This window comes from Flavobacterium lindanitolerans, assembly GCF_002846575.1.
GTDB classification, from domain to species: Bacteria; Bacteroidota; Bacteroidia; order Flavobacteriales; family Flavobacteriaceae; genus Flavobacterium; species Flavobacterium lindanitolerans.
In genome coordinates this window covers 2,183,517-2,206,252 of record NZ_PJND01000007.1, presented here as the reverse complement: position 1 = coordinate 2,206,252, position 22,736 = coordinate 2,183,517, and the positions used below count along the sequence as shown (strand labels likewise).

The window sequence follows — 22,736 nt, the reverse complement described above, 5'->3', positions numbered from 1 at the left end:
CGCGGAGCGGCTGCAAAGGTAACACTCTTTTCGAGTCCCGCAAGCCTTTTCGGAAAAAAAATTTTATTTTTTTTGCCGGAGGCCTTACCGTTTTTACGGACGGCAAAGATATGGACCTTTTCCGTTTCACGCAAGCTTTTCGGGAAAATTTTTTTCCTGAAAGCCGGTATCGCATTTTCCCTATGAACGTTGCCCTGATTGCGGGTGCAAAAGTAAAAACCTTTTTTGAAACTCGCAAATTTATTTTTGGAAAAATTTATCCCTTTTTTAAACCTGCTTCCTGCCAGTATTTACCTATGAACTTCGCCTTTATTGCGGGTGCAAAAGTAGCACCTTTTTCCGCTTCCGCAAGCTTTATCGTAACTTTTTTTCAAACTTTTTTGCAAGGCACTGGAAAACAGAAGCCTATAGCCTAACTTTTTTGAGATTTTTCAAGGACGAAGTTCCAAACTTAGTAAAAGCATGGGCGATCAATTACAAACAGGACTATTTTAATAGAAAATTAAGTGAATTGACATACCTACTATATTATGCAATACAGATAAAATCTTCTGAAAGCAATAAAAAAGGTAGCTTTAAAAAGCTACCTTCTTCTATTTTGATTGTAAAAACCATTTTATGTTTTCGATTTCGCTACTTTTTCATTCCATGATTTAGCTAATTCCTGGTAATTAATATTGATCCCCGGGTTTTGTTTCGGGAGTCTGCCTTCTTCAAAAGCCCTTACTAATATGGTTTCAATTAGAAAATCTTCCGGTACATTATACGGATTGTATTGTGCTTTTAAGTTTATACTAAAAACGCGAGCGGTCTTATTGGCCCAAAATGCCTTCCATCCGCTTTTTTGCTCCTTAATTAAATCAAAAGTGGTAGACCCCGTTTGCCTATGGATTAACTTTACGAGAATTTGTCCATCTCTATTGGACAATTTCTTCAGCTGTCCTTCGAATTCATTCACGAGATATTTTTCTACAATCTTAAAGTACTTCTTCTTTTCTTTTTCGGTCTTTAGTTTAGCCATTCCCTTTTCTAACGCAACCAACCTTTCGGCTGTAGCCTTTGCATAAGGATATACGCGTTGTACTCTTCTTTGCAAAATCAGGAAATTCTTTTTACTTTCTTCATCAATCTCTCCTTTTAATATGAGTACTTCATCCAGCTGGACTACCTTAATTGTATCTGGCTGATTCAGGTACTCGTCATTTTTATCTACCTGTGCATTTAATGTATTAGATAAAAGGAAGAGTAAAAAGAAATAGTTTATAGTTTTCATTAAGTTTGATTTGTTATGTAAAATTATATAATATATGGATAACTGTAATTTCAAATTTATATTTTAGCCAAAAAATAATCATATGGCATCAAAATCTATACTCAAAAAGTCTTCACTTGATTTTCTGAAAAACTATCTGAACAATGCGTCACCTACCGGATATGAATCCGGAGGCCAAAAAATCTGGATGGACTATCTAAAACCATACGTCGATACTTTTATTACGGATACCTACGGAACTGCTGTTGGTGTCATCAACCCTGAAGCGAACTATAAGGTCGTTATCGAGGGGCATGCCGATGAGATTTCGTGGTATGTTAATTATATTACTGAAAACGGTTTAATTTATGTAATCCGAAATGGCGGTTCGGACCACATGATTGCTCCTTCAAAACGCGTCAATATTCATACCAAAAACGGAATTGTAAAAGGTGTTTTTGGTTGGCCGGCTATCCATACCCGAAATCGCGGCAAAGAAGAAGGCGCCAGAATTGATAATATTTTTATTGATTGTGGTTGCGAAACAAAAGAAGAGGTTGAAAAACTTGGCGTTCATGTTGGGTGTGTTATTACTTATCCGGACGATTTCATGGTTCTGAATGAAAACAAATTCGTTTGCAGGGCTATCGACAACCGAATTGGCGGCTTTATGATTGCTGAAGTTGCCCGACTGCTTCACGAGAATAAAAAGAAACTGCCTTTTGGACTATACATTACCAATTCCGTTCAGGAAGAAGTAGGCTTGCGCGGTGCTGAAATGATTACCAAAACCATCAGGCCTAATGTTGCCATAGTTACGGACGTTTGCCATGATTCGACTACTCCAATGATTGATAAAAAAATTGAAGGTGATACTCAAATTGGCAAAGGACCGGTTGTGACTTATGCTCCGGCCGTTCAAAACAATCTTAGGGAATTAATCCTGGATACGGCAGAAGAAAAGAAAATCCCGTTCCAGAGATTGGCTTCTTCAAGAGTTACAGGAACCGATACTGATGCTTTTGCCTACAGTAATGGTGGTGTTGCTTCGGCATTAATCTCTTTGCCTCTTCGTTATATGCATACAACAGTTGAAATGGTTCATCGTGATGATGTAGAAAATGTGATAAAACTGATTTACGAATCTTTGCTTAAAATTAAAAACGAAGAAACATTTACCTACTTTGGTAAATAACACCTTAATATTACTATAGGTATAAAAACAAAAGTCCCGTTATTGATGAGATAACGGGACTTTATTTTGATTGATGATTTCTTATGCTTTTTTATGCGCTTTTATAAGTTCAGCTGCTTCAGTGGCATTTGATAGCTCAGCATGTTTTAATGCTGTAAATCCTTTTTCATCTTTTGTGTTTACCTTCGCTCCGCTTTCCAAAAGTAATTTTACGATTTCTACCTTATTGTAGCGTGCAGCAAACATTAATGGTGTCATTCCATTTGAAGTAGCATTGACATCTGTACCGAATTCTATCATTCTTTTTACAGTTTCAACATCTCCTTTAGCGATAGCCTGACAAAAAGGACTTACGTTTTTAGCTTTTACAACAACAGTGTTTTCTGTTAGGGAATTAGTGTTAGCTGCAATAGCAACATTTCCAAATGCAAGTAATGCAATTCCTAAGTAAACGATTGATTTTTTCATGATGATTGTGTTTTAAATTATTTTTTGATTTGATTGTTACTTAATAGACGACTGTTTTTTTCTTTTGTTACAGTATTTTATTTTTCTAACATAACTTTAACATTTAGCGTTTTATGTTCCCTGTTACTTTCATACTACAAAGAACAAAAAAACCACGCAGAGCGTGGTTATCAGATAATTATGATTGTGTTAGATTATTTATTCAGAAATTCAAGCACATTTTTTTCGATACGCTCATGAATATTGGAGATATCTGCTTTAAAAAACTGTTCTCCTAAAATGTTTTCATAAAGTTCAATGTATCTTTCAGAAACTGATTCTACATATTCTTCTGTCATTTCCGGAATCTGCTGCCCTTCCTTACCCTGAAAGCCATTAGCAATAAGCCATTGTCTCACGAATTCTTTTGACAGCTGTTTTTGGGATTCTCCTCTCTCCTGTCTTTCTTCATAACCTTCTTTATAAAAATATCTTGAAGAATCAGGTGTATTGATTTCATCAATCAAAACGATTTTTCCATCTTTTGTTTTACCAAATTCATATTTTGTATCAACCAGAATCAAACCTCTGTCGGCTGCAATCTGCGTACCTTTATTATAAAGCACTTTTGTATAGTTTTCCAATACTTCATAATCTTCTTCAGATACGATTCCTTTTTCTAAAATTGCCTCTCTTGAAATATCCTCATCATGCTCTCCGTTATCTGCCTTGGTTGTGGGTGTGATAATTGGTTCCGGGAATTTATCATTTTCTTTCATCCCATCAGGCATTGCAACACCGCAGATTTCTCTTTTGCCGGCAGCGTATTCTCTTGCAGCATGGCCTGACAGGTAACCACGTATAACCATTTCTACTTTAAACGGTTCGCATAAATGGCCAACGGCTACGTTTGGGTCCGGTGATGCAATGAGCCAATTCGGAACAAGATGTGAGGTCATTTCCATGAATCGGGTTGCAATCTGGTTTAATATTTGTCCTTTATAGGGAATTCCTTTGGGTAAAACCACATCAAAAGCAGAAAGCCTGTCAGTAGCAATCATCACCAAAAGTTCGTCATTAATATTATACACTTCACGAACTTTTCCTCTGTAAACAGATTTCTGTTTCGGAAAATTAAAATTGGTAGTAGTTATTGTGTTGTTCATTTCTATGGTTGTTGTGTTGTTTGTAAAGATGCAAAAGTAATTCGTTTGGCAGAGATACACAAAAGAAAAGGCTCGAAATAATACCTATTAATTAGTACTTCCGAGCCTTATTCATTTTAATAATTGTTTTAAAACAACTGGTTATTTTTTACTATTTTATATGTTTCTGTTTTAGCCTGTTGTAAGACCAAAAACATGAACCTGTTGTATTATCCTTTAATTTAATTATATGCTGCTATTCTCAATCGTGGTTTTCAATTTTTTTATAGGCTTCTATTACTTTCTTAACCAGTCTGTGACGTACAATATCCTTATCATCAAGATAGATGATTCCTATTCCGTCAATATCTTTTAGCACCAGTAAAGCTTCTTTTAATCCTGAAATTGTCCTTCTTGGCAAATCAACCTGTCCCGGGTCGCCCGTTATCATGAATTTGGCATTTTTCCCCATACGGGTCAGGAACATTTTCATTTGTGAATGTGTTGTATTCTGAGCCTCGTCAAGAATAACAAATGCATTATCAAGCGTACGTCCACGCATGAATGCCAATGGTGCTATTTGTATGATTCCTTTTGTGATATAGTCTTCCAGTTTTTCATTGGGCAGCATGTCACGAAGGGCATCATAAAGTGGCTGCATATACGGGTCCAGTTTTTCTTTCATATCACCGGGAAGGAATCCCAGATTTTCTCCGGCTTCTACCGCAGGACGCGTAAGTATAATCCTTTTGACCTGCTTCTCTTTTAACGCTTTTACAGCCATTGCCACACCTGTATAGGTTTTTCCGGTTCCGGCGGGACCAACGGCAAAAACCATATCGTTTTTGTTTACGGTATCTACAAGCAACTGCTGGTTTGGCGTCATTGCCTTGATTATTTTTCCACCTACACCATGTACCAGAATTTTGTCATGGTCTGCCATTCTTTCCACCTGTTGGCTACCACCCTCAATAACTCTTTCAATAACATTATCGTCAATATTATTATAGCGTGAAAAATGGAGCATCAGGCGCTGGAAGCGGTTTTCAAACTCGTCTAAAACTTCTTTTTCTCCAAAAGCTTTAATCGTAGTTCCTCTGGCAACAATTTTTAGTTTAGGGTAGTATTTCCTAATAGTTTCAAGATGAGAATCTTGGGCGCCCCAAAAATCTTTTGGCGCAATATCTACGAGTTCGATTGTTCTTTCGTTCAAAAGCTATAGTATTAAATTAAAAATTATCTGGCTATTTTGTTAGCTTTGCATATCTCAAATTTAATAAAAATTTAGGCGCCCCGGCGTTAATGTTATAAACAATTTTATGTCAATAATTACCCTTACGACCGATTTTGGATGCAAAGACCACTTTGTCGGATCTTTAAAGGGTAAAATTTATTCTGAATATCCGGAAGCGAGGATTGTAGACATTTCACATGAAATTGATTTGTTTAATGTTTCTGAAGCCAGTTATATTGTTGGTGCTTCTTATTCCAGCTTTCCAAAAGGAACCGTACATATTATAGGTGTAGATTCTGAACTGCATCCCGAAACGCAGCATATTGCAATGCAATGGAACGACCAGTATTTTATCTGTGCTGACAATGGAATATTGAGCCTTTTGATTCAAAAAATCATTCCGCAGAAAATTGTATCTATTAATATACACGACCGACTGGGAATCAATGCAACGGCTATGGACGTTTTTGTAACCGTGGCCTGTCATTTAGCACGGGGCGGATTGCTAAATGTTATAGGAAAGGAGATTACTAAAATAAAAGAAGTCACTGAATTGCAGGCTGTGGTTAGTCAGGACAATAATAGTATTAAAGGCTATGCTATCTATATTGACCATTTTGGAAATGTGGTGACTAATATTTCCAAGCAGCTTTTCACTAAAATAGGAAAAGGCAGGAAATATGAAGTCAGCTTTAAGAATTATAAATTAAGGACCATTCTTCCTAATTATTCATCGATTGTTAATTTTGAGCAGAATTCCATTAAATTTTATGAAGGAAAGGAGTTGGCTATTTTCAATGAGGCGGGATTTTTAGAAATCGCAATCTACCGTAGCAATCCTAATTCTGTTGGAGGTGCCTCAAGCCTGTTGGGATTAAAGTACCGCGATTTCGTAAGTATTAATTTTATTTAGCTTTATATATTGGGCTTTAAGCTTTAGGCTGTAAGCAGTAGGGTTTCTGCAATAGACAAATCACAAATCTAAAATCATAAATCACAAATTTACCTATCATAAAACTATGTTTGTACGAATTGTAAAACTGTCATTCCACGAAAAAAACATTCCTGCCTTTTTAGAAAATTTCGAATTGATGAAAGAAAAAATACGAAATGCGCCCGGAAATCGTTTCTTAGAATTGTATCAGGACAAAAATAACAAGTGTGTATTTTTCACCTACAGTTATTGGGAAACAGAAGAAGATTTAGAAAACTACAGGAAGTCGGCGCTTTTTGACGATATCTGGACGTTTACCAAAAAATTATTTAATGATAAGCCCGAAGCGTGGAGCGTGGATAAGCTTGTGACGCTTGAATAATTTTGGATTTATGATTTGAGATTTAAGATTTAAGATTTTTGGTGTAACTTGCCCCGTTATCAGGATGGCAGATGGCAGAAATCAGAAATCAGAAATCAGAAATTTGAAATTTGAAATCAACTATACACTATACATTATCAACTATCAATTATAAATGAAATCAATATTACTACGAGAAATCAAATCCTTTTTCGGTTCGCCGATTGGTTATTTGGTGATTGCTATTTTTCTGCTGCTCAACGGACTATTCCTTTGGGTTTTTGAAGGCGATTTTAACATTCCCAATTCCGGATTTGCCGATTTGAGCCCGTTTTTTACATTGGCACCCTGGATTTTGATTTTCCTTATTCCGGCAGTAACAATGCGAAGCTTTTCGGATGAAAAAAAACAGGGAACTATTGAATTGCTTTTTACCAAACCATTAGGCATCTGGGAAATCATCAACGGTAAATTCTTTGGTGCTTTCCTATTAATTGTAATTGCCATCATTCCTACTCTTATATATGTGTTGGTTGTTTCCAATCTTGGAAATCCTGAAGGAAATTTGGATTTTGGAAGTACTTTGGGTTCCTACTTCGGATTACTTTTCCTGATTGCTTCCTATACAGCTATCGGGATTTTTACTTCAACACTTTCAGAAAACCAAATTGTAGCCTTTATCCTTTCGGTACTTTTGTGCTTTGTATTCTACTTTGGTTTTGACGGCATTTCAACTTATGCAGAAAGCTTTGACCTTATAGTAGCTTCTATAGGCATGGATTATCATTTCAAAAGCATGAGCCGTGGCGTATTGGACACACGGGATATTATTTATTTCATAAGCATTACGATATTGTTTTTATCGCTTACCGCTTTTAAACTTAAATCTTTGAAATCCTAATGAAAGCGTCTAAGAAACAAAGCCTGAAGCAGCTCAGCATCGTTATCATTTTACTGATTGCAGCAAACATTGCCGGTAATTTCTTTTTTAAGCGTTTCGACCTTACAAAAGATAAGCGTTATACCTTGTCGAAAAGTACGCTTGACATGATTAAAAAGGTAGACAAGCCTCTTTATATTGACGTATTTCTTGACGGACAATTTCCACCCGAATTCAAACGACTGGAGGGAGAAACCAGACAAATGCTGGAAGAATTCAGGGCTTACAACTCCAATATCATTTTTAATTTCACAGACCCGTTGGCTGATGAGTCAAAGGCAGAACAATTTGTATCTGAATTGAACGGGCTTGGGTTTACTCCTACCAATATCCAGAGCAATAAAAACGGAAAAAAATCTATGATTCAGGTCTTTCCGTGGGCCATTGCCAATTATGGTACAAAATCAGTTCGCGTTCCTTTGCTGGTTAATAATTTTGGTAATAATGCCGATGAAAATATCAGCAAATCAGTACAGTTGCTGGAATTTGCTTTTGCAGATGCGCTTACAAAACTGGCCGTAACCGAAAAGAAAAAGATTGCCGTAATGAAAGGAAACGGCGAACTTAATGACAAATATCTGGCAGATTTTGTCCTTAATTTAAAAGAATATTACCTGATTGGAGAATTCAATCTGGATTCGCTGGCCAATGACCCTAACAAAACAATGCAGAATCTGTCTCATTTTGATGCTGCAATCATTGCCAAACCAACGGAAGCTTTTACCGATTCTGAAAAATATATTCTGGACCAATATGTCATGAACGGCGGTAAGACGCTTTGGCTTATTGATAAGGTTGCGGCCGATATTGACAACCTACAGAACGAATCACAGTCGGCTATGGCTCTTCCTCTGGAATTAAATCTTGATGATATGTTCTTTAAATACGGTATCCGTATTAACTATAATCTTGTAGAGGATTTATTGTCAACACCAATTACGGCACGTTCTGAAAACGGCGATTTCCCTATTGACTGGCTGTATTCTCCAATTGTAAAATCGGCCGAAAACCATCCGATAAATAAAAATGTCAATCTGGTTAAATTAGAATTTGCCAATCAGATTGATACCTTAAAAAACAATATCAAAAAAACAGTACTTTTAAAAAGTTCGCCCCAATCTAAAGTGGTAGGAACTCCTGTAGAAATCAGCCTGCACCAGTTTATGGACGAATTGAACGAAGCCCAATATTCCAAAGGAAACCAAACATTAGGAGTGTTACTGGAAGGAAAATTTACTTCTGCTTTTAAAAACCGTGTGAAGCCTTTTAAAGCGAATCAGGGACTTGATGAAGGAAAAGCCAATAAAATGATTGTGATTGCCGATGGTGATATCATTAATTACACCTACGTCAACAAAAAGCCATTGATGAACGGAATTGACCAATGGACACAGCAGGTTTATGGCAATAAAGATTTCCTGATGAATGCTGTTAATTACTTGCTTGATGATACGGGACTTATCAACATACGAGGCAAAAATGTAGAGCTTGCATTGCTGGATGAGAAAAAAGTTTCAGAGAATTATACCTTTACCCAATTCCTAACTGTTGGATTACCAATCCTCATTCTTGCTATTTTCGGGTTAGTGTTTACCTACCTGAGAAGGCGGGCTTATAGCAAATAATGTTAATAAATTGGTTTTGTTTTAGAATTAGTTTAAGATATATTTGTGCAATGTAAAATATTTGTAGTTTTACAATCCTTATTAAATAAAAGACGAAAATGAAGTTTATAGTATCGAGTTCCTACTTATTAAAACAACTGCAGGTTTTAGGAAGCGTTATCAATAGCAGCAATACTTTGCCAATTCTGGATAATTTCCTTTTTGAATTGGATAACAAACAATTGACCGTTTCTGCATCTGATTTGGAAACCACCATGTCTGCTACTTTAGAAATTGATTCTACAAGTACCGGAAGCGTTGCCGTTCCTGCAAAACTGCTTTTGGAAATCTTAAAGACTTTCCCGGAGCAACCACTTACTTTTACTGTAGAGGAAAACAGTACTATTGAAATCAGTTCCAATTCCGGTAAATATGCTCTGGCGTATGCTCCGGGTGAAGAATTCCCAAAATCTGTAAATCTTGATGACCCGTCTTCTACCATAGTTCCTGCCGGAGTTTTGGCTACGGCGGTAAGTAAAACTATTTTTGCTGCCGGAAACGACGATTTACGTCCGGTAATGTCGGGAGTGTTTTTCCAATTCTCACCGGAAGGACTTACGTTTGTGGCAACTGATGCGCACAAATTGGTAAAATATGCGAGAACCGATGTAAAAGCCTCACAGGTGGCAGATTTTATTATGCCAAAGAAACCTTTGACTATCTTAAAAAATATCCTTGGAACTTCTGAAGCTGAAGTGACAATCGAATATAACGATTCCAATGCTACGTTTTCTTTTGACAACTACGTTTTGACCTGCCGATTGATTGACGGAAAATATCCAAATTATGAGGCTGTAATTCCAAAAGAAAACCCAAACAAGCTGATGATTGACCGTTCACAATTTCTAAGTTCGGTTCGTCGTGTTGCTATCTTCTCTAATAAGACAACGCACCAAATCCGTTTAAAAATTGCCGGTGCCGAATTGAATATTTCTGCAGAAGATATTGATTACTCAAACAAGGCTGAAGAACGTTTGACCTGCGACTATCAGGGTGACGATATGCAGATTGGATTCAATTCCCGTTTCTTAACTGAAATGCTGACCAATCTTCAATCTGACGAAATCATGTTGGAAATGTCCTTGCCAAACAGAGCCGGAATTCTGACTCCTGTTGACGGACTCGAAGATGGTGAAACCGTTACGATGCTTGTTATGCCGGTAATGCTTAATAACTAAAATCTTTTCAATGGCTCGTTCAATCATTAAAATAGTTCCTTTTCTCGCACTATTTCTGTTGCTTTCCTGTTCTGACGATGACGGAAGAAAATTAGGTGAAAATGGTTTTACTTTTAATGGTGGCTTTCACGTATTGAATAATGCGTTTGTTACTGACGAAAATATTATAGATGAGACTCCGGGTCCTATTTCTATTGTACTTTCGAATGTAAACCTGAACGATTCAACCGCAGTGTCCAACATCAGCAAAATTTATTTTGATTTTAACGGTGTCAATCTGGAAGCCGGAACTATAACCGATATTCCTAATTATTCTATACAAACCGGCGGTGCCTATGTACAGAATGCAGAGGATGAGAATTACACTTATGTTGACGGTACTTTTTTGCTGAAAAGCTCTGAAGCAGGGCTTAATGCTACCGAAAAGACGGTTACGATTAATTCTGTATCTGAAAACAAAATTGATTTGACTTTCCAATTTACCCGAACAGATGGGCAAACCTTTAGCGGAAAGTATAACGGATTATTTACTGACCTGAGCAGTAATGAATAAGCTATAACCAACCCTTTATACCAAAATGCCGTAGACTCTCTCTGAGCTACGGCTTTTTTTTAGTTGATAGTGATTAGTGGAAAGTGGATAGTGTCTAGATAATAGTTGATAGTTGATAATGGTTAGTCGATAGTGACTATTGTGAGGTTTAGCACCAAATAAGCATATATAAAAATCACTTTCAATAACTTATTCCTTTCACCTACCAAAAAGCATAAACTTAGAACCTCAGAACCTTAGCCTCTTAGCAACTTATTTATTACTTATCCTAATGAGCTTCTTATTCACAAATTCTTCAATTCCCAATTCAGAAAGTTCACGTCCGTAACCTGAACGTTTGGTTCCACCAAAAGGCAGATCCGGGCGGGATGCCACATGCTCATTGATGAATACCATTCCGGTTTCAATCTGGCTTGCTACTTCAACAGCTCTGTCAATATTTTCACTGAAAACAGAACCACCCAAACCAAAAGTAGAATCATTGGCCAGAGCTATGGCTTCTTTTTCGTCTTTTACTTTATAGAATGAGGCGACAGGTCCAAAAATCTCTTCATGATAGGCTACCATGCCTGGTTTGATATCTGTCAATATTGTCGGTTCGTAAAAAGCTCCTTCCCTATCGATTCTTTTACCTCCCAGGACTAGTTTTGCTCCTGACTTTACCGTGTCGTTTACCTGTTTTTCTATTTTTTGGGCTGCTTCCTCACTACTTAATGGACCTACTTCTGTATCTCTTTCCATAGGGTCACCTACTTTTAATCCGGTAACTTTTTCTTTAAATTTTTCCAGAAATTCATCAGCAATTTTCCCAACGGCTATAATCCTTTTTGAGGAAGTACAGGCCTGTCCCATATTTCCGAAACGACCTTTTACCGCATTTTTTACCGCTTTTTCCAAATCGGCATCTTCCAAGATGATAAACGGGTCGCTTCCGCCCAATTCCAAAACTGATTTTTTTAAATTTTTTCCGGCTGCTTCTGCCAGACTGGCTCCTGCCTTTTCACTTCCGGTAAGCGACAAACCAACTATTCTTGGGTCTTCTGCCAGCTTGGCAATTCTTGAACTGGAAAGGAATAGATTGGTATAGATTCCATCTTCTGCTCCGGCTTCCCTAAAAATTTCTTCGATGGCAGCGGCACATTGCGGTACATTAGAAGCGTGTTTGACCATGATTACGTTACCAGCCATAATATTTGGCGCAGCAACTCTGGCTACCTGATTATACGGATAATTCCACGGTTCAACCGCCAGTATAATCCCGATTGGTGTGTATCGGACAAATGCTTTTCCGTCTTTTATTTCTATGGGCTTATCTTCTAAAAAATCAGCCGCATTTTTCGCATAATATTCATAGACCGAAGCACACATTTCAACTTCAGCTTCACTTTGGGCAATTAGTTTTCCCATTTCCAATGTAATCAACTTTGCCAGTTCTTCCTTCCTTTTTCTGAAGATGGAAGCAACATTCATTAAAAGTTCTGCCCGTTGTTTTATGGCAATGGTTTTCCATTTCTGATAAGTCTTATCTGCCTGAGCAATTTTCTTCTCCACCGCTTCTTCGGAAAACTCTTCAAAGGATTTGATTTCTTTATTGTTATAGGGATTGATTGTCTTAATAGCCATTTTTAAATGTTTTAGGAATATATAATTGTGCTTTACAAGCCGTTTTCATGAAGTGCCAGCATTGGTATTTCAATCTTATAGGAGATTTTCTGGGTAAGGCTGGATGTAAAAAGGTCTTCCCAAAATCCTCTTTTTTCTGTAAGCATGGTCAACAAATCGATATGCTGGTTATTGATAAAGTCCTGTATGGTTTCTTTGACATCATCATGAGGAATAACAAAAAACTGTACCGGCCAGGCACTGCATCTTTCTTCCCATGCTTTTATATCTTCGTCTGAAAGTGACGTAAATGATTTTTTAACATATAAGCTTTTTATGGTAGCGCCAAATTTTAAGGTAATTTCAACCAGACGTTGCAAAGCTTCAAAATCCTTTTCACGATATAAATTGGTAAAGGCAATGGTTTTTATTTTTTTGTATTTGGCCTCTACCGGAATGCTTAACACCGGAACCGTGAGTGAAGTAATGGCCTCGCCTGTCTGCGAACCAAAAAGCGAATCAAACCATCCGGAAACGCCACTTGTGCCCATAACCACCAGATTTATATTATGTTCCTGCACCACATCCTGCATGGCATAGGTCAGGTCGCCCGATTTGAGCAAATGTGACATCTGTATGTGTCCCATTCCGTTTTTCTCAGCAATCTGTTTCAAATGCGTAATATAATCTTTGAAATGTGACATCTGCTGTATTTCGAGCGTATCATACATTTCTTTAAAATTAATAGGTATTTCGGCACCATCAATAATTGGCATATCAAAAGTGTGGAGCAGGATGATTTCTGCTTCCAGCGAATCTGCCATTTTCAGCGCATATAGAAAAGCGTTGTCCGCAATTTCAGAAAAGTCGGTTGGAAAAAGGATTCGTTTCATTTTTCAGTTGTTTTGTATCTATAAAGTTACAAAAAAGTCCAACCCCAGGAAAATCACAGCGGCGAGTTTGCTTTTATTTAACATAGGCGCGTGGTTTTTGCTTATGGCAACTTTACTCTATCTTTGCACAAAATATATATTATGGTTTCACAAGATACTATCGTTGCCTTAGCTACCCCATCCGGAGCCGGAGCCATTGCCATTATCAGGGTTTCAGGAAAAGACGCCTTGACGATTGCGGCTTCCGTGTTTGAGTCGGTTTCAGGAAAAGACCTCCTCAAACAGAAGACACATACCATTCATCTGGGTCACATTATCGACGGCACGAAAGTATATGACCAGGTATTGCTTTCTATTTTTAAAGGCCCAAATTCCTATACAGGTGAAAATGTTGTGGAGATTTCATGTCATGGCTCTACCTACATCCAACAGCAGATTATCCAATTGCTGCTACGTAAAGGATGTAAAATGGCGGAACCGGGAGAATTTACGCTCAGGGCTTTTATCAATGGTAAATTAGACCTTTCACAGGCTGAAGCTGTAGCTGATTTGATTGCTTCAGAAAATGAGGCTTCGCACCAAATCGCCATGCAGCAAATGAGAGGTGGCTTTTCGAATGAAATTGCCAAACTGCGTGAAGAACTGCTGAATTTTGCTTCTCTTATTGAACTGGAATTGGATTTTGCTGAAGAGGATGTTGAATTTGCCGATAGAACGCAATTTTATGATTTATTGGAGCGTATCGAGTTTGTATTGAAACGTCTTATTGATTCGTTTGCCGTGGGTAATGTTATCAAAAACGGAATTCCGGTAGCTATTGTGGGTGAACCTAATGTGGGAAAATCTACGCTTTTGAATGCCTTATTAAATGAAGAACGTGCAATCGTTTCAGAGATTGCCGGAACCACACGCGATACGATTGAAGATGAATTAGTCATTAACGGTATCAGCTTTAGATTTATTGATACAGCCGGAATCCGTGAAACAAAAGATGTCGTAGAAAGTATCGGTATCAAAAAGACTTTTGAAAAAATAGAACAGGCACAGGTTATTGTTTATCTTTTGGACAGCTCGGGGATTTTAGATTTCAGATTTCAGACTTCAGATAGCAGCAAGTTAGATAATGTAAAGATTGAAGTTGAAAAGATAAGGAATCAGTTTCCGTTAAAGCCTTTGATTATTATTGGGAATAAGGCTGATACGCTAACCGAATCTCAAATCCAAAATCTTAAATCAGAAATCCCAGAAATTCTTTTAATTTCTGCTAAGGAGAACGTCAATATCGAAGCATTAAAAAACCAACTTCTTTCTTTTGTAAATACGGGTGCTTTGCGAAATAATGAAACGATTGTGACTAACACAAGGCACTATGATTCGTTATTAAAAGCGTTGGAAGAAATCCAAAAAGTAAAATTTGGGCTTCAATCTAATATTTCAAGTGATTTGATGGCTATTGATATCCGACAGGCTTTGTATTACTTTGGCGAGATTACAGGCCAGGTTACTAATGATGAATTGTTGGGGAATATTTTTGCGAATTTTTGTATCGGGAAATAGGAAGACATAAACACAAAACACCAACAGTTAAAAACCTATAAACACCGATTTAACTGGTTAATCTTTAGTTATCATTTTACATCTATTCCTACCCAAAAAATATTATGATTTAATAAAATTGATATACATTTGTAACCAGCATATTATAGTATATCAAAAATCAACCATGGAAAGAGACCAGGCAGAAGAATTACGCTCGTTACAGGACACACTTTATTTTATTGGAGGGAAATGGAGAATCCCAATTATAAACTCTATTTGTAATGGAAACAAGCGCTTTAAGGAAATCGAACGCAGTATTCCTGGCATCACAACCCGAATGCTTTCAAAGGAGTTGAAAGACATGGAAGTCAACAAACTGGTTAAAAGAACGGTTTATCCTGATATTCCGGTTTTGATTGAATATGAACCTACAGAACATTGTCGTTCGTTTGGAAACGTAATTGCCGAAATGATTAATTGGGGACGAAGCCACAGAGACATTGTCATGGAAAGAAAAAAATAAAAGGCGGAATCTAAAGATTCCGCCTTTTATTTTTATAGCATCATACCGCCATCTATGACAAATTCAGATCCGGTTATAAAAGTTGCCGCTTCGTCACTCAAATAAACAACTAATTTGGCCACATCTTCAGCAGTTCCCATTTTAGCCAACGGAATTTGGCCTATCATTCCATCGTGTAATTGATCAATTACGGTCTGATCAAGTCCGAACTTGTTCATTATTTCTGTTTTAGTAGGCCCCGGACTTACAGAATTTACACGAATTTTTCTTGGAGCCAATTCTAAAGCAGCAATCTTCATTATTGAGTTTAATGCCAATTTACTAGAAGCATAAATTGAACTATTTGGAATTGACATACTTGCACTGTTTGACGAAAGAAAAACTACAGAAGCTCCATCATTCAAATACGGAATGAATTTACTTAACATAAAATAAGCCCCTTTTAAATTTACATTCATCACGCTGTCATACTGTTCTTCTGTGGTCTGTTCAATAGACGTAAATGCACCAATGCCAGCATTTATAAAAAGTATATCTATCTTCCCAAATTGCTTTGATACATCGTTTACTAACGCCTCTGTATCCTGCAGTTTTCCCTGATCTGCAACACGACCTGAAACGTCCAGTTCAGCAGCTGCTTTTTCTACAGCATCTTTTCTTCTTCCGGTAATAATTACGGTTGCTCCTTTGGCAGCTAATTCTTTTGCAGTAGCATATCCAATCCCACTATTTCCACCTGTTACCAGTGCTATTTTTCCTTTAATTGTATTCATGATTTCTTTGTTTTAAATTTTAAACAAAACTAACAAATCACTGGTATACTTTTGTAAGCAGTATACTCAAGTATACTAAAATCGGTTTTATTTAACTCTATTTATCTATAAAATACAATCCTAACTAACTGCTATTTATTTATAAAAGAACGTTCAATCTTTCCGTTGTCCGTTTCGCTGCAAAAATTGTCTGCTTAACCTTATTTCTGGTTTCATAATGGGTATCAGTAAACCAACTTTGCGGTATTAAATAACTAAAAAACATAAAATCATGAATGCAAAAACAACAAAAATTATTTATTGGATTGGGGTCATATTAACTTCATTATGGTTTGGAACCAGCGGCTTATTTGAACTTACTAAAAATCCGTTGGTTTGGGTAATTACACAACAGTTAGGTTACCCTGCACATTTTATCTACATACTTGGAGTAATGAAAGTATCAGGAGTCATTACATTATTGATTCCGAATAAATTGTTACGATTGAAAGAATGGGTATTTGCCGGAGTCTTCTTTGACATCATCTTCGCTTTTTTTTCAAAACTTGCCGTTTTGGGATTCCCCGCTACTATCGATGCAATAATCGCTTTTGTGATGGTTAGCGTGACTTATATGATGTTTAGAAAATTATACAATGCAGAATATTCAATCAACTAATTTAAACACAAAACACTCATTATTTTAAAATACAGCCTAAACACTCCTTAGGCTGTATTTCATATAAACTATAAATTTTAAAAAATAAATATTATGAATAAGAACATCTTAATAACCGTAGCTACAACCCTGGCGCTCCTATTTTTTGTAGACTGTTTTATGTTCCCGCAAATCAAATTCCCAGACAAAACTAAATTTAAAAATAAAAATGAAGGTTTTGCAGTTGTAGAACTTTTTACTTCTGAAGGTTGTTCAAGCTGTCCTCCTGCCGATGAACTTTTGGCCAATATCCAAAATGAAACCAAAGGCAAAAATGTTTATGTTTTAGCTTTCCATGTGGATTATTGGAATCGTTTGGGTTGGAAAGACCGATTTAGCAAAGAAGAATTTACGGATCGTCAACGTCAATACCAAAAATGGCTAGGACTTAATGTGATGTATACGCCTCAATTTGTAATCAACGGTACTAGTGAATTTGCAGGGGACAGTAAGCTGACATTATATAAACAAGTATCGAAAGCGTTAAATAACATAGCTGAATCAAACTTACATTTGGATGCAAAAACTACCGGAAATTCTTTAAAAGTTCATTATAAAACTGATCGAATTTCAGAAAACTCCAGTTTATTTCTAGCCATTGTTACCAAAAAAGCAAGTACAAAAGTAGAACGGGGTGAGAATACCGGAGTTCTTCTAAACCATGTGCAGATTGTTAGTAGCTCCTATACATTTACATTAAAAGGAAAAGAAGATGTTGTAGAAATTTTGAAACCTTCTAGTGTTAATTCCAAAGATTATGAACTTATCGGTTTTGTACAAAATAATGAGACCGGAGCTATAATTTCGGCAACAAGAATTAACCTCTAAACTAAAACCTGAAAAAAACAGAAGATTAACTCTTCTGTTTTTTTCAGGTTTTAAATTTTGAGTTATTATCTATTTTCTAGCCAACTCAAAAAAAGTGTAGCTTTATCTTTTCCTACTAATAATTTTTCTTCCGTAGGAACAGCCAACTTTAAAATTAGCTTACGTGAAAAATAATGTTCTGCTTCTTTTATTGCAGAAAAATTGACTAAATATTGTCTGTTGATTCTAAAAAATTGCTGAGACGACAACAGCTTGCTAACCTCATCCAACGACTGTGTTACCTGGTATTCTAATTTATCAAATGTCATGATTGTGGGAGTCTCATTTTTAATAAAAAAATAAGCAATATTCTCGGTCTGAACCGTCATATACTTATTGTTTTTAAAAACTAAGAAACTGCTTTTACCCGTTTGTTCCCCGGTTTTGGTAAGCAGATAATCAAAATCGGGAAGGTTCTTCTTATTTCTTTGAAAAAAATTCTTCAGTTCACCCGCTTTTTTTATTGCCTGTGCGATACTTTCTCTTGAAAATGGCTTTAAAACATAATCAATTCCATTGGATTTAAAAGCTTCAATAGCATAATCATCAAAGGCCGTACAGAATATTACGGGTGAAATGACTTCAACATTTTTAAAGATTTCAAAACACAGGCCGTCTGCCAACTGAATATCCATAAAAATAAGATCAGGTTGGTCATTTTGTGACAGGTAATTTATGGCACCATCCACACTTTGAATGTATGAAAGTATTTGAATATCCGGTCGAATGCTAAGAATCAACTGGCCAAGAGCTTTAGCCGTTTTAACTTCATCTTCAATTAGTATTATATTCATGAATAATCGGTATTTTTACTTTAAAAATTGTTTCATTTTTGTCTATTTCAATTTCTTTATGAATCAGATGACTGAATCTTTGGTTGATATTGTCAAGTCCGACACCTGTCGATAATACACCTCTTTTCAACTGAATTTGGTTTTGAACTACCAAAAAATCACCTTCATTATACAATTTTATTTCCAGAGGTTTTTCTAATGAAACGATGTTATGTTTGATACAGTTTTCTATTAATAATTGCAATGTAAAAGGTGGGATTGCTGCATCGTGATATTTCGTTTCTATTTCGTTAATCATTATGAACCCTTCTTCAAATCTGGCTTTTAACAAATAAGTGTAAGATTCTAAAATTTGAAGTTCTTCGCGTAAAGGAATCAAATCCAATTTTCTGCTTTCTAATGTAAACCGATAAAAATCTGATAGCTTTAAAATAAATTCTGTACTCTGCGGATCTTGCATTTCCACCATAGATTTTAACGTATTTAAACTATTGAACAGAAAATGAGGATTCACTTGCTGTTTCAGAAGTTCATACTGTGCGCCTAAATTGACTGAAATCGTACGTTCTAATTCTACTCCCATTTGCTGGGTTTGATAATTTTGAAACAGCAGATGCAGAAACATATAAACAATTAAATTTATCAAAACCCCACGCAGTTCAAACATGATTGGTGCATCCATTTTAGAAACCTGGAAAAGTTCTTGATGTGCTATAACCAAAATCACCATGATTACGATTCCGAGGATAACACTCAAAAATAACTTCCAGTTTAAAAAACTCTTTGTGTTGTCTTTAGATGTAAATTTAGGAAGGCTGTAAATATTGTAAAACCAGATAAAAAGCGAAAATAAAAAAGTAATGGATGAATTTATTAGAATATCGCTAACTGTGGAATCTGTGTCAAATAATTTGGGAATCGAAGCCAGAATCGCCAGCGCCAGGGAACTTCCCCAGATAACACGTCGCGACACTTGAAATCTTCTTTTTTCTTTTTCCATTCTTAATGTGGATTAATTGCTGTGATGAGTCATAACCTTCTCAAGTTTCAGGCTGTTTTTTCAAAACAAAGGACTATAAAATTAATGAATATTTAGCCTCAAAAATGGAGGATACTGAAAAGCTATCGCAAAATACTAGAGGGCGCCCCATTATTTTGCGATAGTTCCAATAATTGATTTTTATTTTATAGTAAGTTAATCTCTACATCAATATTTCCCCTACTCATCTTTGAATAGGGACAAGTTTGGTGTGCCCCCTCTACAATAGTTTTTGCCAATTCTTTTTCGATTCCCGGTAGTTTGACGTTCAACCGGGCTTGTAAAAAATATTGATCGCCATTGAGACACAAATCAACCTCTGCATCAACAGCACTATCTTCTGGTAGTTTAATTTTTAATTTGCTAGCAGCAATATTCATCGCTCCGATAAAACAGGCAGACCAACCTGCTGCAAAAAGTTGTTCCGGATTGGTTCCTTTACCATTTGTTCCTGGTGAAGAAAGTAAGATGTCTAATCTACCATCTGAACTTTTTGAATTGCCTTCCCTTCCTCCTATTGTTGTTGTTTTCCCTGTGTACAATACTTTTTCTGCTTTTGTGATGTTGTTTTCCATTTTTATAATTATTTATTTGATTAATGTTTATGCACTGTTTTAATGTCTGGAATTTCAAATGTTATTAGCTGGCTTTGAAGCACTTTATGCGTAGAATCGGCCAGTTCAAAAAGAATGCTGTGTTTTCCCGGACTCATTCCAACTATGATTAACGGCTCGTTACTGGCATCTGCCCAATGCCATGGCAAATTATCTACGGTTATATGCAAGTGCCCAATGCGTGGTGAAATTTTCAAAGCTTCCTGTCCATAAACCGGAAGTATCCTCAGATTTTCTGTTCTGTATTGAACAATAACCTTTGCTTTTGCCAATTCTTCAGCTATTGGCGCATCTACTATGAGCTTTGGAGCCGGTTCTGAAGTAATCGGAATTATTGCCGGCGCTCCAATAAAATCTCTTGCTGATTGTGCGTTTGTATTAAAGCTAAAACCAGCTAAAAATGCGACTGCTGTAATTTTTTTAAATAAATTTTTCATGATTTTTATTATAATTATTTCCACTTTGCAACGTCAAGTATTGCTTGTGCAAAAGCCTTAGGATCTTCCTGTGGCACGTTATGACCGATGCCTTTTAAAATTCGATGCTCATATTTATTCACGAACTTATCGGCATACGTTTTTCCATCAATATTACTTCCGTCGAAGTCACTTCCAATAGTAATTGCAGGCACTTTTATATCTGGTCGTGCTTCAAGTCGCTTTTCAAGAGCATCATACCGCTTATCGCCAGGAGAAAGTGATAATCGCCATCTGTAGTTGTGAATAACTATGGCCACATGATCCTTATTGTTAAAAGATCGGGCCGTTTGGTCATAGGTTGTCGTATCAAATTTCCATTGCGGAGAGGCTAATTTCCATATCTGCTTATTAAATTCGTAGGTGTTTTGCTCATAACCAATTTTACCGCGTTCCGTAGAAAAATAATACTGATACCACCATCCATATTCTGCAGCCGGTGGTAGAGGCTTTTTATTGGCTTCAAGATTTACCAGCAGGTAACCACTCACTGAAACAAGTCCGTTTAAACGCTCTGGCCACAATGCTGCCATTGCTACTGCTGTTCTGGCTCCCCAATCAAATCCGCCAATAATTGCTTTTTGAATGTTAAGAGCATCCATCAAGGAAATAATATCGCTTGCTGTTGCCGCCTGCTGTCCGGTTCTTTGCGTCTTATCTGAGAGAAATGAGGTCGATCCCGAACCTCTCAGGAATGGTGTAATTACCCTATATCCTTCTGCTGTCAACAAGGGAACTACCTCTTCATAGCTATGAATATCATAGGGCCAGCCATGCAAAAGAAGAACAACCGGTCCATCTGCAGGGCCTGCTTCTGTGTAGCCAACATTCAAGAGCCCGGCATTAATCTGTTTTAATTTTCCCAAACTACTTGCTACAGAATATTTCACATCTGTGATATTTTCTGGTAATCCCTGTGCTTTTTGGTTCTGCGCTGATGCTGGACCAACAAAGAAAACAGAGATCAGAAGTACTATCAAATTGAGAGGGTAATGAAGATGATGTGTGTTTTTTTGAATTCCATCAGTCAAGTTTATTGTTACTGCTTTTTTTGTACTACCTATTTCCATTATTTTAGATATTAATGATTGATACTTAGTTAATTTCTGTACCAAAAGTAGCATGGGTATGATAGAACAGAAATTAATAAATAGGCCAACCGGACAAATTGATGGTTGAATCGGACTTTAGAAAAGGGGAATATTTAATTGCAATCCTGATTTCTGAACTTCAAATGATTATTCAAACGTAAAAAAATCATACGTCTGAAAAATCGTATTTTTTTATTGATTATCTTTATTGGCATCAGAGAACTTTGGATACTAATTCCTGGTTAGTAGTAATCTAAACTGAAAAGTATGCTTTCAACTTTATCTCGAAAAATGCTAATGTGCCTTACGGGGCTTTTTCTAAGCTTCTTTCTCCTGATTCATTTCCTGGGAAACCTCCAACTATTTTTACCACAGGAACAGGCGCATCTTCAATTTAATGCGTATTCCCACTTCCTGTCCGGAAATATTCTTATTAAATTAGTTTCATATATACTGTATGCAAGCATTATCCTCCACGCAATTGATGGTTTGGTCATTACCTTAAAAAACAAAAAAGCAGGCGGAAACTACCAAGTGGAAAATCGGGGAAGAGCAAGCAAATGGTACTCCAGAAATATGGGCGTTTTGGGAACACTGATTTTAATTTTCCTTGTCATTCATTTTCAGAATTTCTGGTATGTCTATAAATTCGGAAATCCGCCTTTGGATGCCAATGGAAATAAAGATTTATATATTATAGTAGTGACTGTTTTCCGGGAATGGTGGTATGTCCTTATCTATGCCATTTCAATGATTGCTTTATGTTATCATTTAATTCACGGAATTCACAGTGCCGCCAGAACTTTGGGATTGTACCATCCGAAGTTTGTAAGATGGTTCCAAAGAGTTGGTATCGCCTATTCTGTTATCATCAGTATAGGATTTGCATTGATGCCTGTTTATATATTCTTCACTTACCGCTAAA

The 22,736-nt window shown here is 36.5% G+C and carries 25 protein-coding genes; 13 read left to right on the top strand and 12 right to left on the bottom strand.

What is annotated here, in order from left to right; genetic code table 11:
* Positions 1-182 precede the first annotated feature (182 nt).
* The gene (locus tag B0G92_RS16615; RefSeq protein ID WP_143395015.1) at positions 183-416 is read left to right on the top strand and encodes a hypothetical protein; all 234 of its coding nucleotides are present in this window, start codon (positions 183-185) and stop codon (positions 414-416) included.
* Between the two features lie 200 nt (positions 417-616).
* On the opposite strand, the gene B0G92_RS09845 is transcribed toward B0G92_RS16615, so the two are convergent.
* Positions 617-1,273: a DUF4294 domain-containing protein gene (locus B0G92_RS09845; protein ID WP_101471978.1), complete on the bottom strand. Its 657-nt coding sequence runs from the start codon at positions 1,271-1,273 to the stop codon at positions 617-619.
* 82 nt (positions 1,274-1,355) lie between these two features.
* On the opposite strand from B0G92_RS09845, the gene B0G92_RS09840 reads away from it, so the two are divergent.
* Entirely contained in the window at positions 1,356-2,447 is a 1,092-nt protein-coding gene (locus B0G92_RS09840; protein WP_101471977.1) for a M42 family metallopeptidase, read from the top strand.
* A gap of 81 nt (positions 2,448-2,528) precedes the next feature.
* Here B0G92_RS09840 and B0G92_RS09835 read toward each other — a convergent pair whose 3' ends face one another.
* The 3 genes from B0G92_RS09835 to B0G92_RS09825 all read right to left on the bottom strand — a co-directional run bounded on the left by B0G92_RS09835 (position 2,529) and on the right by B0G92_RS09825 (position 5,252).
* Positions 2,529-2,915: an ankyrin repeat domain-containing protein gene (locus tag B0G92_RS09835; protein ID WP_101471976.1), complete on the bottom strand. Its 387-nt coding sequence runs from the start codon at positions 2,913-2,915 to the stop codon at positions 2,529-2,531.
* A 194-nt stretch (positions 2,916-3,109) separates the two neighbouring features.
* On the bottom strand, positions 3,110-4,060 hold the full coding sequence (locus B0G92_RS09830) for a phosphoribosylaminoimidazolesuccinocarboxamide synthase (protein ID WP_101471975.1): 951 nt from the start codon (positions 4,058-4,060) through the stop codon (positions 3,110-3,112).
* A 241-nt stretch (positions 4,061-4,301) separates the two neighbouring features.
* Positions 4,302-5,252, bottom strand: coding sequence for a PhoH family protein (locus B0G92_RS09825; protein WP_056071337.1), 951 nt, complete (start codon positions 5,250-5,252; stop codon positions 4,302-4,304).
* Between the two features lie 106 nt (positions 5,253-5,358).
* Between B0G92_RS09825 and B0G92_RS09820 the strand changes: the two genes are divergently transcribed.
* The 6 genes from B0G92_RS09820 to B0G92_RS09795 all read left to right on the top strand — a co-directional run bounded on the left by B0G92_RS09820 (position 5,359) and on the right by B0G92_RS09795 (position 10,903).
* Positions 5,359-6,186: an SAM hydrolase/SAM-dependent halogenase family protein gene (locus tag B0G92_RS09820; protein WP_056071334.1), complete on the top strand. Its 828-nt coding sequence runs from the start codon at positions 5,359-5,361 to the stop codon at positions 6,184-6,186.
* Positions 6,187-6,292: 106 nt separating this feature from the next.
* A complete protein-coding gene (locus tag B0G92_RS09815; RefSeq protein ID WP_101471974.1) occupies positions 6,293-6,589 on the top strand; it encodes a putative quinol monooxygenase in 297 nt (98 codons plus the stop codon).
* 154 nt (positions 6,590-6,743) lie between these two features.
* Entirely contained in the window at positions 6,744-7,469 is a 726-nt protein-coding gene (gene gldF / locus B0G92_RS09810; protein WP_101471973.1) for a gliding motility-associated ABC transporter permease subunit GldF, read from the top strand.
* Complete coding sequence (gene gldG, locus B0G92_RS09805; RefSeq protein ID WP_101471972.1) at positions 7,469-9,133, top strand: gliding motility-associated ABC transporter substrate-binding protein GldG; 1,665 nt, start codon at positions 7,469-7,471, stop codon at positions 9,131-9,133. Before gldF ends, gldG begins: the two co-directional genes overlap by 1 nt.
* A gap of 98 nt (positions 9,134-9,231) precedes the next feature.
* Positions 9,232-10,350 (top strand): DNA polymerase III subunit beta, encoded by a 1,119-nt coding sequence (gene dnaN / locus B0G92_RS09800; RefSeq protein WP_056071321.1) that lies wholly within the window; start codon positions 9,232-9,234, stop codon positions 10,348-10,350.
* Positions 10,351-10,360: 10 nt separating this feature from the next.
* Entirely contained in the window at positions 10,361-10,903 is a 543-nt protein-coding gene (locus B0G92_RS09795; protein ID WP_101471971.1) for a hypothetical protein, read from the top strand.
* Positions 10,904-11,155: 252 nt separating this feature from the next.
* Here the strand turns inward: B0G92_RS09795 and B0G92_RS09790 are convergent, their stop codons facing one another.
* Both B0G92_RS09790 and B0G92_RS09785 read right to left on the bottom strand, forming a co-directional pair.
* Entirely contained in the window at positions 11,156-12,526 is a 1,371-nt protein-coding gene (locus B0G92_RS09790) for an NAD-dependent succinate-semialdehyde dehydrogenase (protein WP_101471970.1), read from the bottom strand.
* 32 nt (positions 12,527-12,558) lie between these two features.
* Positions 12,559-13,398, bottom strand: a complete 840-nt coding sequence (locus B0G92_RS09785; protein ID WP_101471969.1) for a universal stress protein — start codon at positions 13,396-13,398, stop codon at positions 12,559-12,561.
* Between the two features lie 141 nt (positions 13,399-13,539).
* Here B0G92_RS09785 and mnmE point away from each other — a divergent pair, with 141 nt between their 5' ends.
* Both mnmE and B0G92_RS09775 read left to right on the top strand, forming a co-directional pair.
* Positions 13,540-14,955 (top strand): tRNA uridine-5-carboxymethylaminomethyl(34) synthesis GTPase MnmE, encoded by a 1,416-nt coding sequence (gene mnmE, locus B0G92_RS09780; RefSeq protein WP_101471968.1) that lies wholly within the window; start codon positions 13,540-13,542, stop codon positions 14,953-14,955.
* Positions 14,956-15,121: 166 nt separating this feature from the next.
* Positions 15,122-15,460, top strand: a complete 339-nt coding sequence (locus B0G92_RS09775; RefSeq protein WP_101471967.1) for a winged helix-turn-helix transcriptional regulator — start codon at positions 15,122-15,124, stop codon at positions 15,458-15,460.
* Positions 15,461-15,492: 32 nt separating this feature from the next.
* Here B0G92_RS09775 and B0G92_RS09770 read toward each other — a convergent pair whose 3' ends face one another.
* Positions 15,493-16,233, bottom strand: a complete 741-nt coding sequence (locus B0G92_RS09770) for an SDR family oxidoreductase (RefSeq protein WP_101471966.1) — start codon at positions 16,231-16,233, stop codon at positions 15,493-15,495.
* A gap of 271 nt (positions 16,234-16,504) precedes the next feature.
* Between B0G92_RS09770 and B0G92_RS09765 the strand changes: the two genes are divergently transcribed.
* Together B0G92_RS09765 and B0G92_RS09760 are read left to right on the top strand one after the other, a co-directional pair.
* Positions 16,505-16,891: a DoxX family protein gene (locus B0G92_RS09765; protein ID WP_101471965.1), complete on the top strand. Its 387-nt coding sequence runs from the start codon at positions 16,505-16,507 to the stop codon at positions 16,889-16,891.
* Positions 16,892-16,984: 93 nt separating this feature from the next.
* Entirely contained in the window at positions 16,985-17,758 is a 774-nt protein-coding gene (locus B0G92_RS09760; protein WP_101471964.1) for a DUF1223 domain-containing protein, read from the top strand.
* A gap of 65 nt (positions 17,759-17,823) precedes the next feature.
* On the opposite strand, the gene B0G92_RS09755 is transcribed toward B0G92_RS09760, so the two are convergent.
* From B0G92_RS09755 to B0G92_RS09735, 5 genes are all read right to left on the bottom strand, one after another.
* The gene (locus B0G92_RS09755; RefSeq protein WP_101471963.1) at positions 17,824-18,591 is read right to left on the bottom strand and encodes a LytR/AlgR family response regulator transcription factor; all 768 of its coding nucleotides are present in this window, start codon (positions 18,589-18,591) and stop codon (positions 17,824-17,826) included.
* On the bottom strand, positions 18,572-19,591 hold the full coding sequence (locus B0G92_RS09750) for a sensor histidine kinase (protein WP_101471962.1): 1,020 nt from the start codon (positions 19,589-19,591) through the stop codon (positions 18,572-18,574). The genes B0G92_RS09755 and B0G92_RS09750 overlap by 20 nt, the downstream gene beginning before the upstream one ends.
* Positions 19,592-19,776: 185 nt before the next feature.
* Positions 19,777-20,205, bottom strand: a complete 429-nt coding sequence (locus tag B0G92_RS09745; RefSeq protein ID WP_101471961.1) for an organic hydroperoxide resistance protein — start codon at positions 20,203-20,205, stop codon at positions 19,777-19,779.
* Positions 20,206-20,225: 20 nt separating this feature from the next.
* Complete coding sequence (locus B0G92_RS09740; protein WP_218971852.1) at positions 20,226-20,681, bottom strand: DUF6130 family protein; 456 nt, start codon at positions 20,679-20,681, stop codon at positions 20,226-20,228.
* Between the two features lie 14 nt (positions 20,682-20,695).
* A complete protein-coding gene (locus tag B0G92_RS09735) occupies positions 20,696-21,700 on the bottom strand; it encodes an alpha/beta fold hydrolase (protein WP_245867746.1) in 1,005 nt (334 codons plus the stop codon).
* A gap of 378 nt (positions 21,701-22,078) precedes the next feature.
* Here B0G92_RS09735 and B0G92_RS09730 point away from each other — a divergent pair, with 378 nt between their 5' ends.
* Positions 22,079-22,735 (top strand): succinate dehydrogenase cytochrome b subunit, encoded by a 657-nt coding sequence (locus B0G92_RS09730; protein ID WP_101471959.1) that lies wholly within the window; start codon positions 22,079-22,081, stop codon positions 22,733-22,735.
* Position 22,736: the final 1 nt, after the last annotated feature.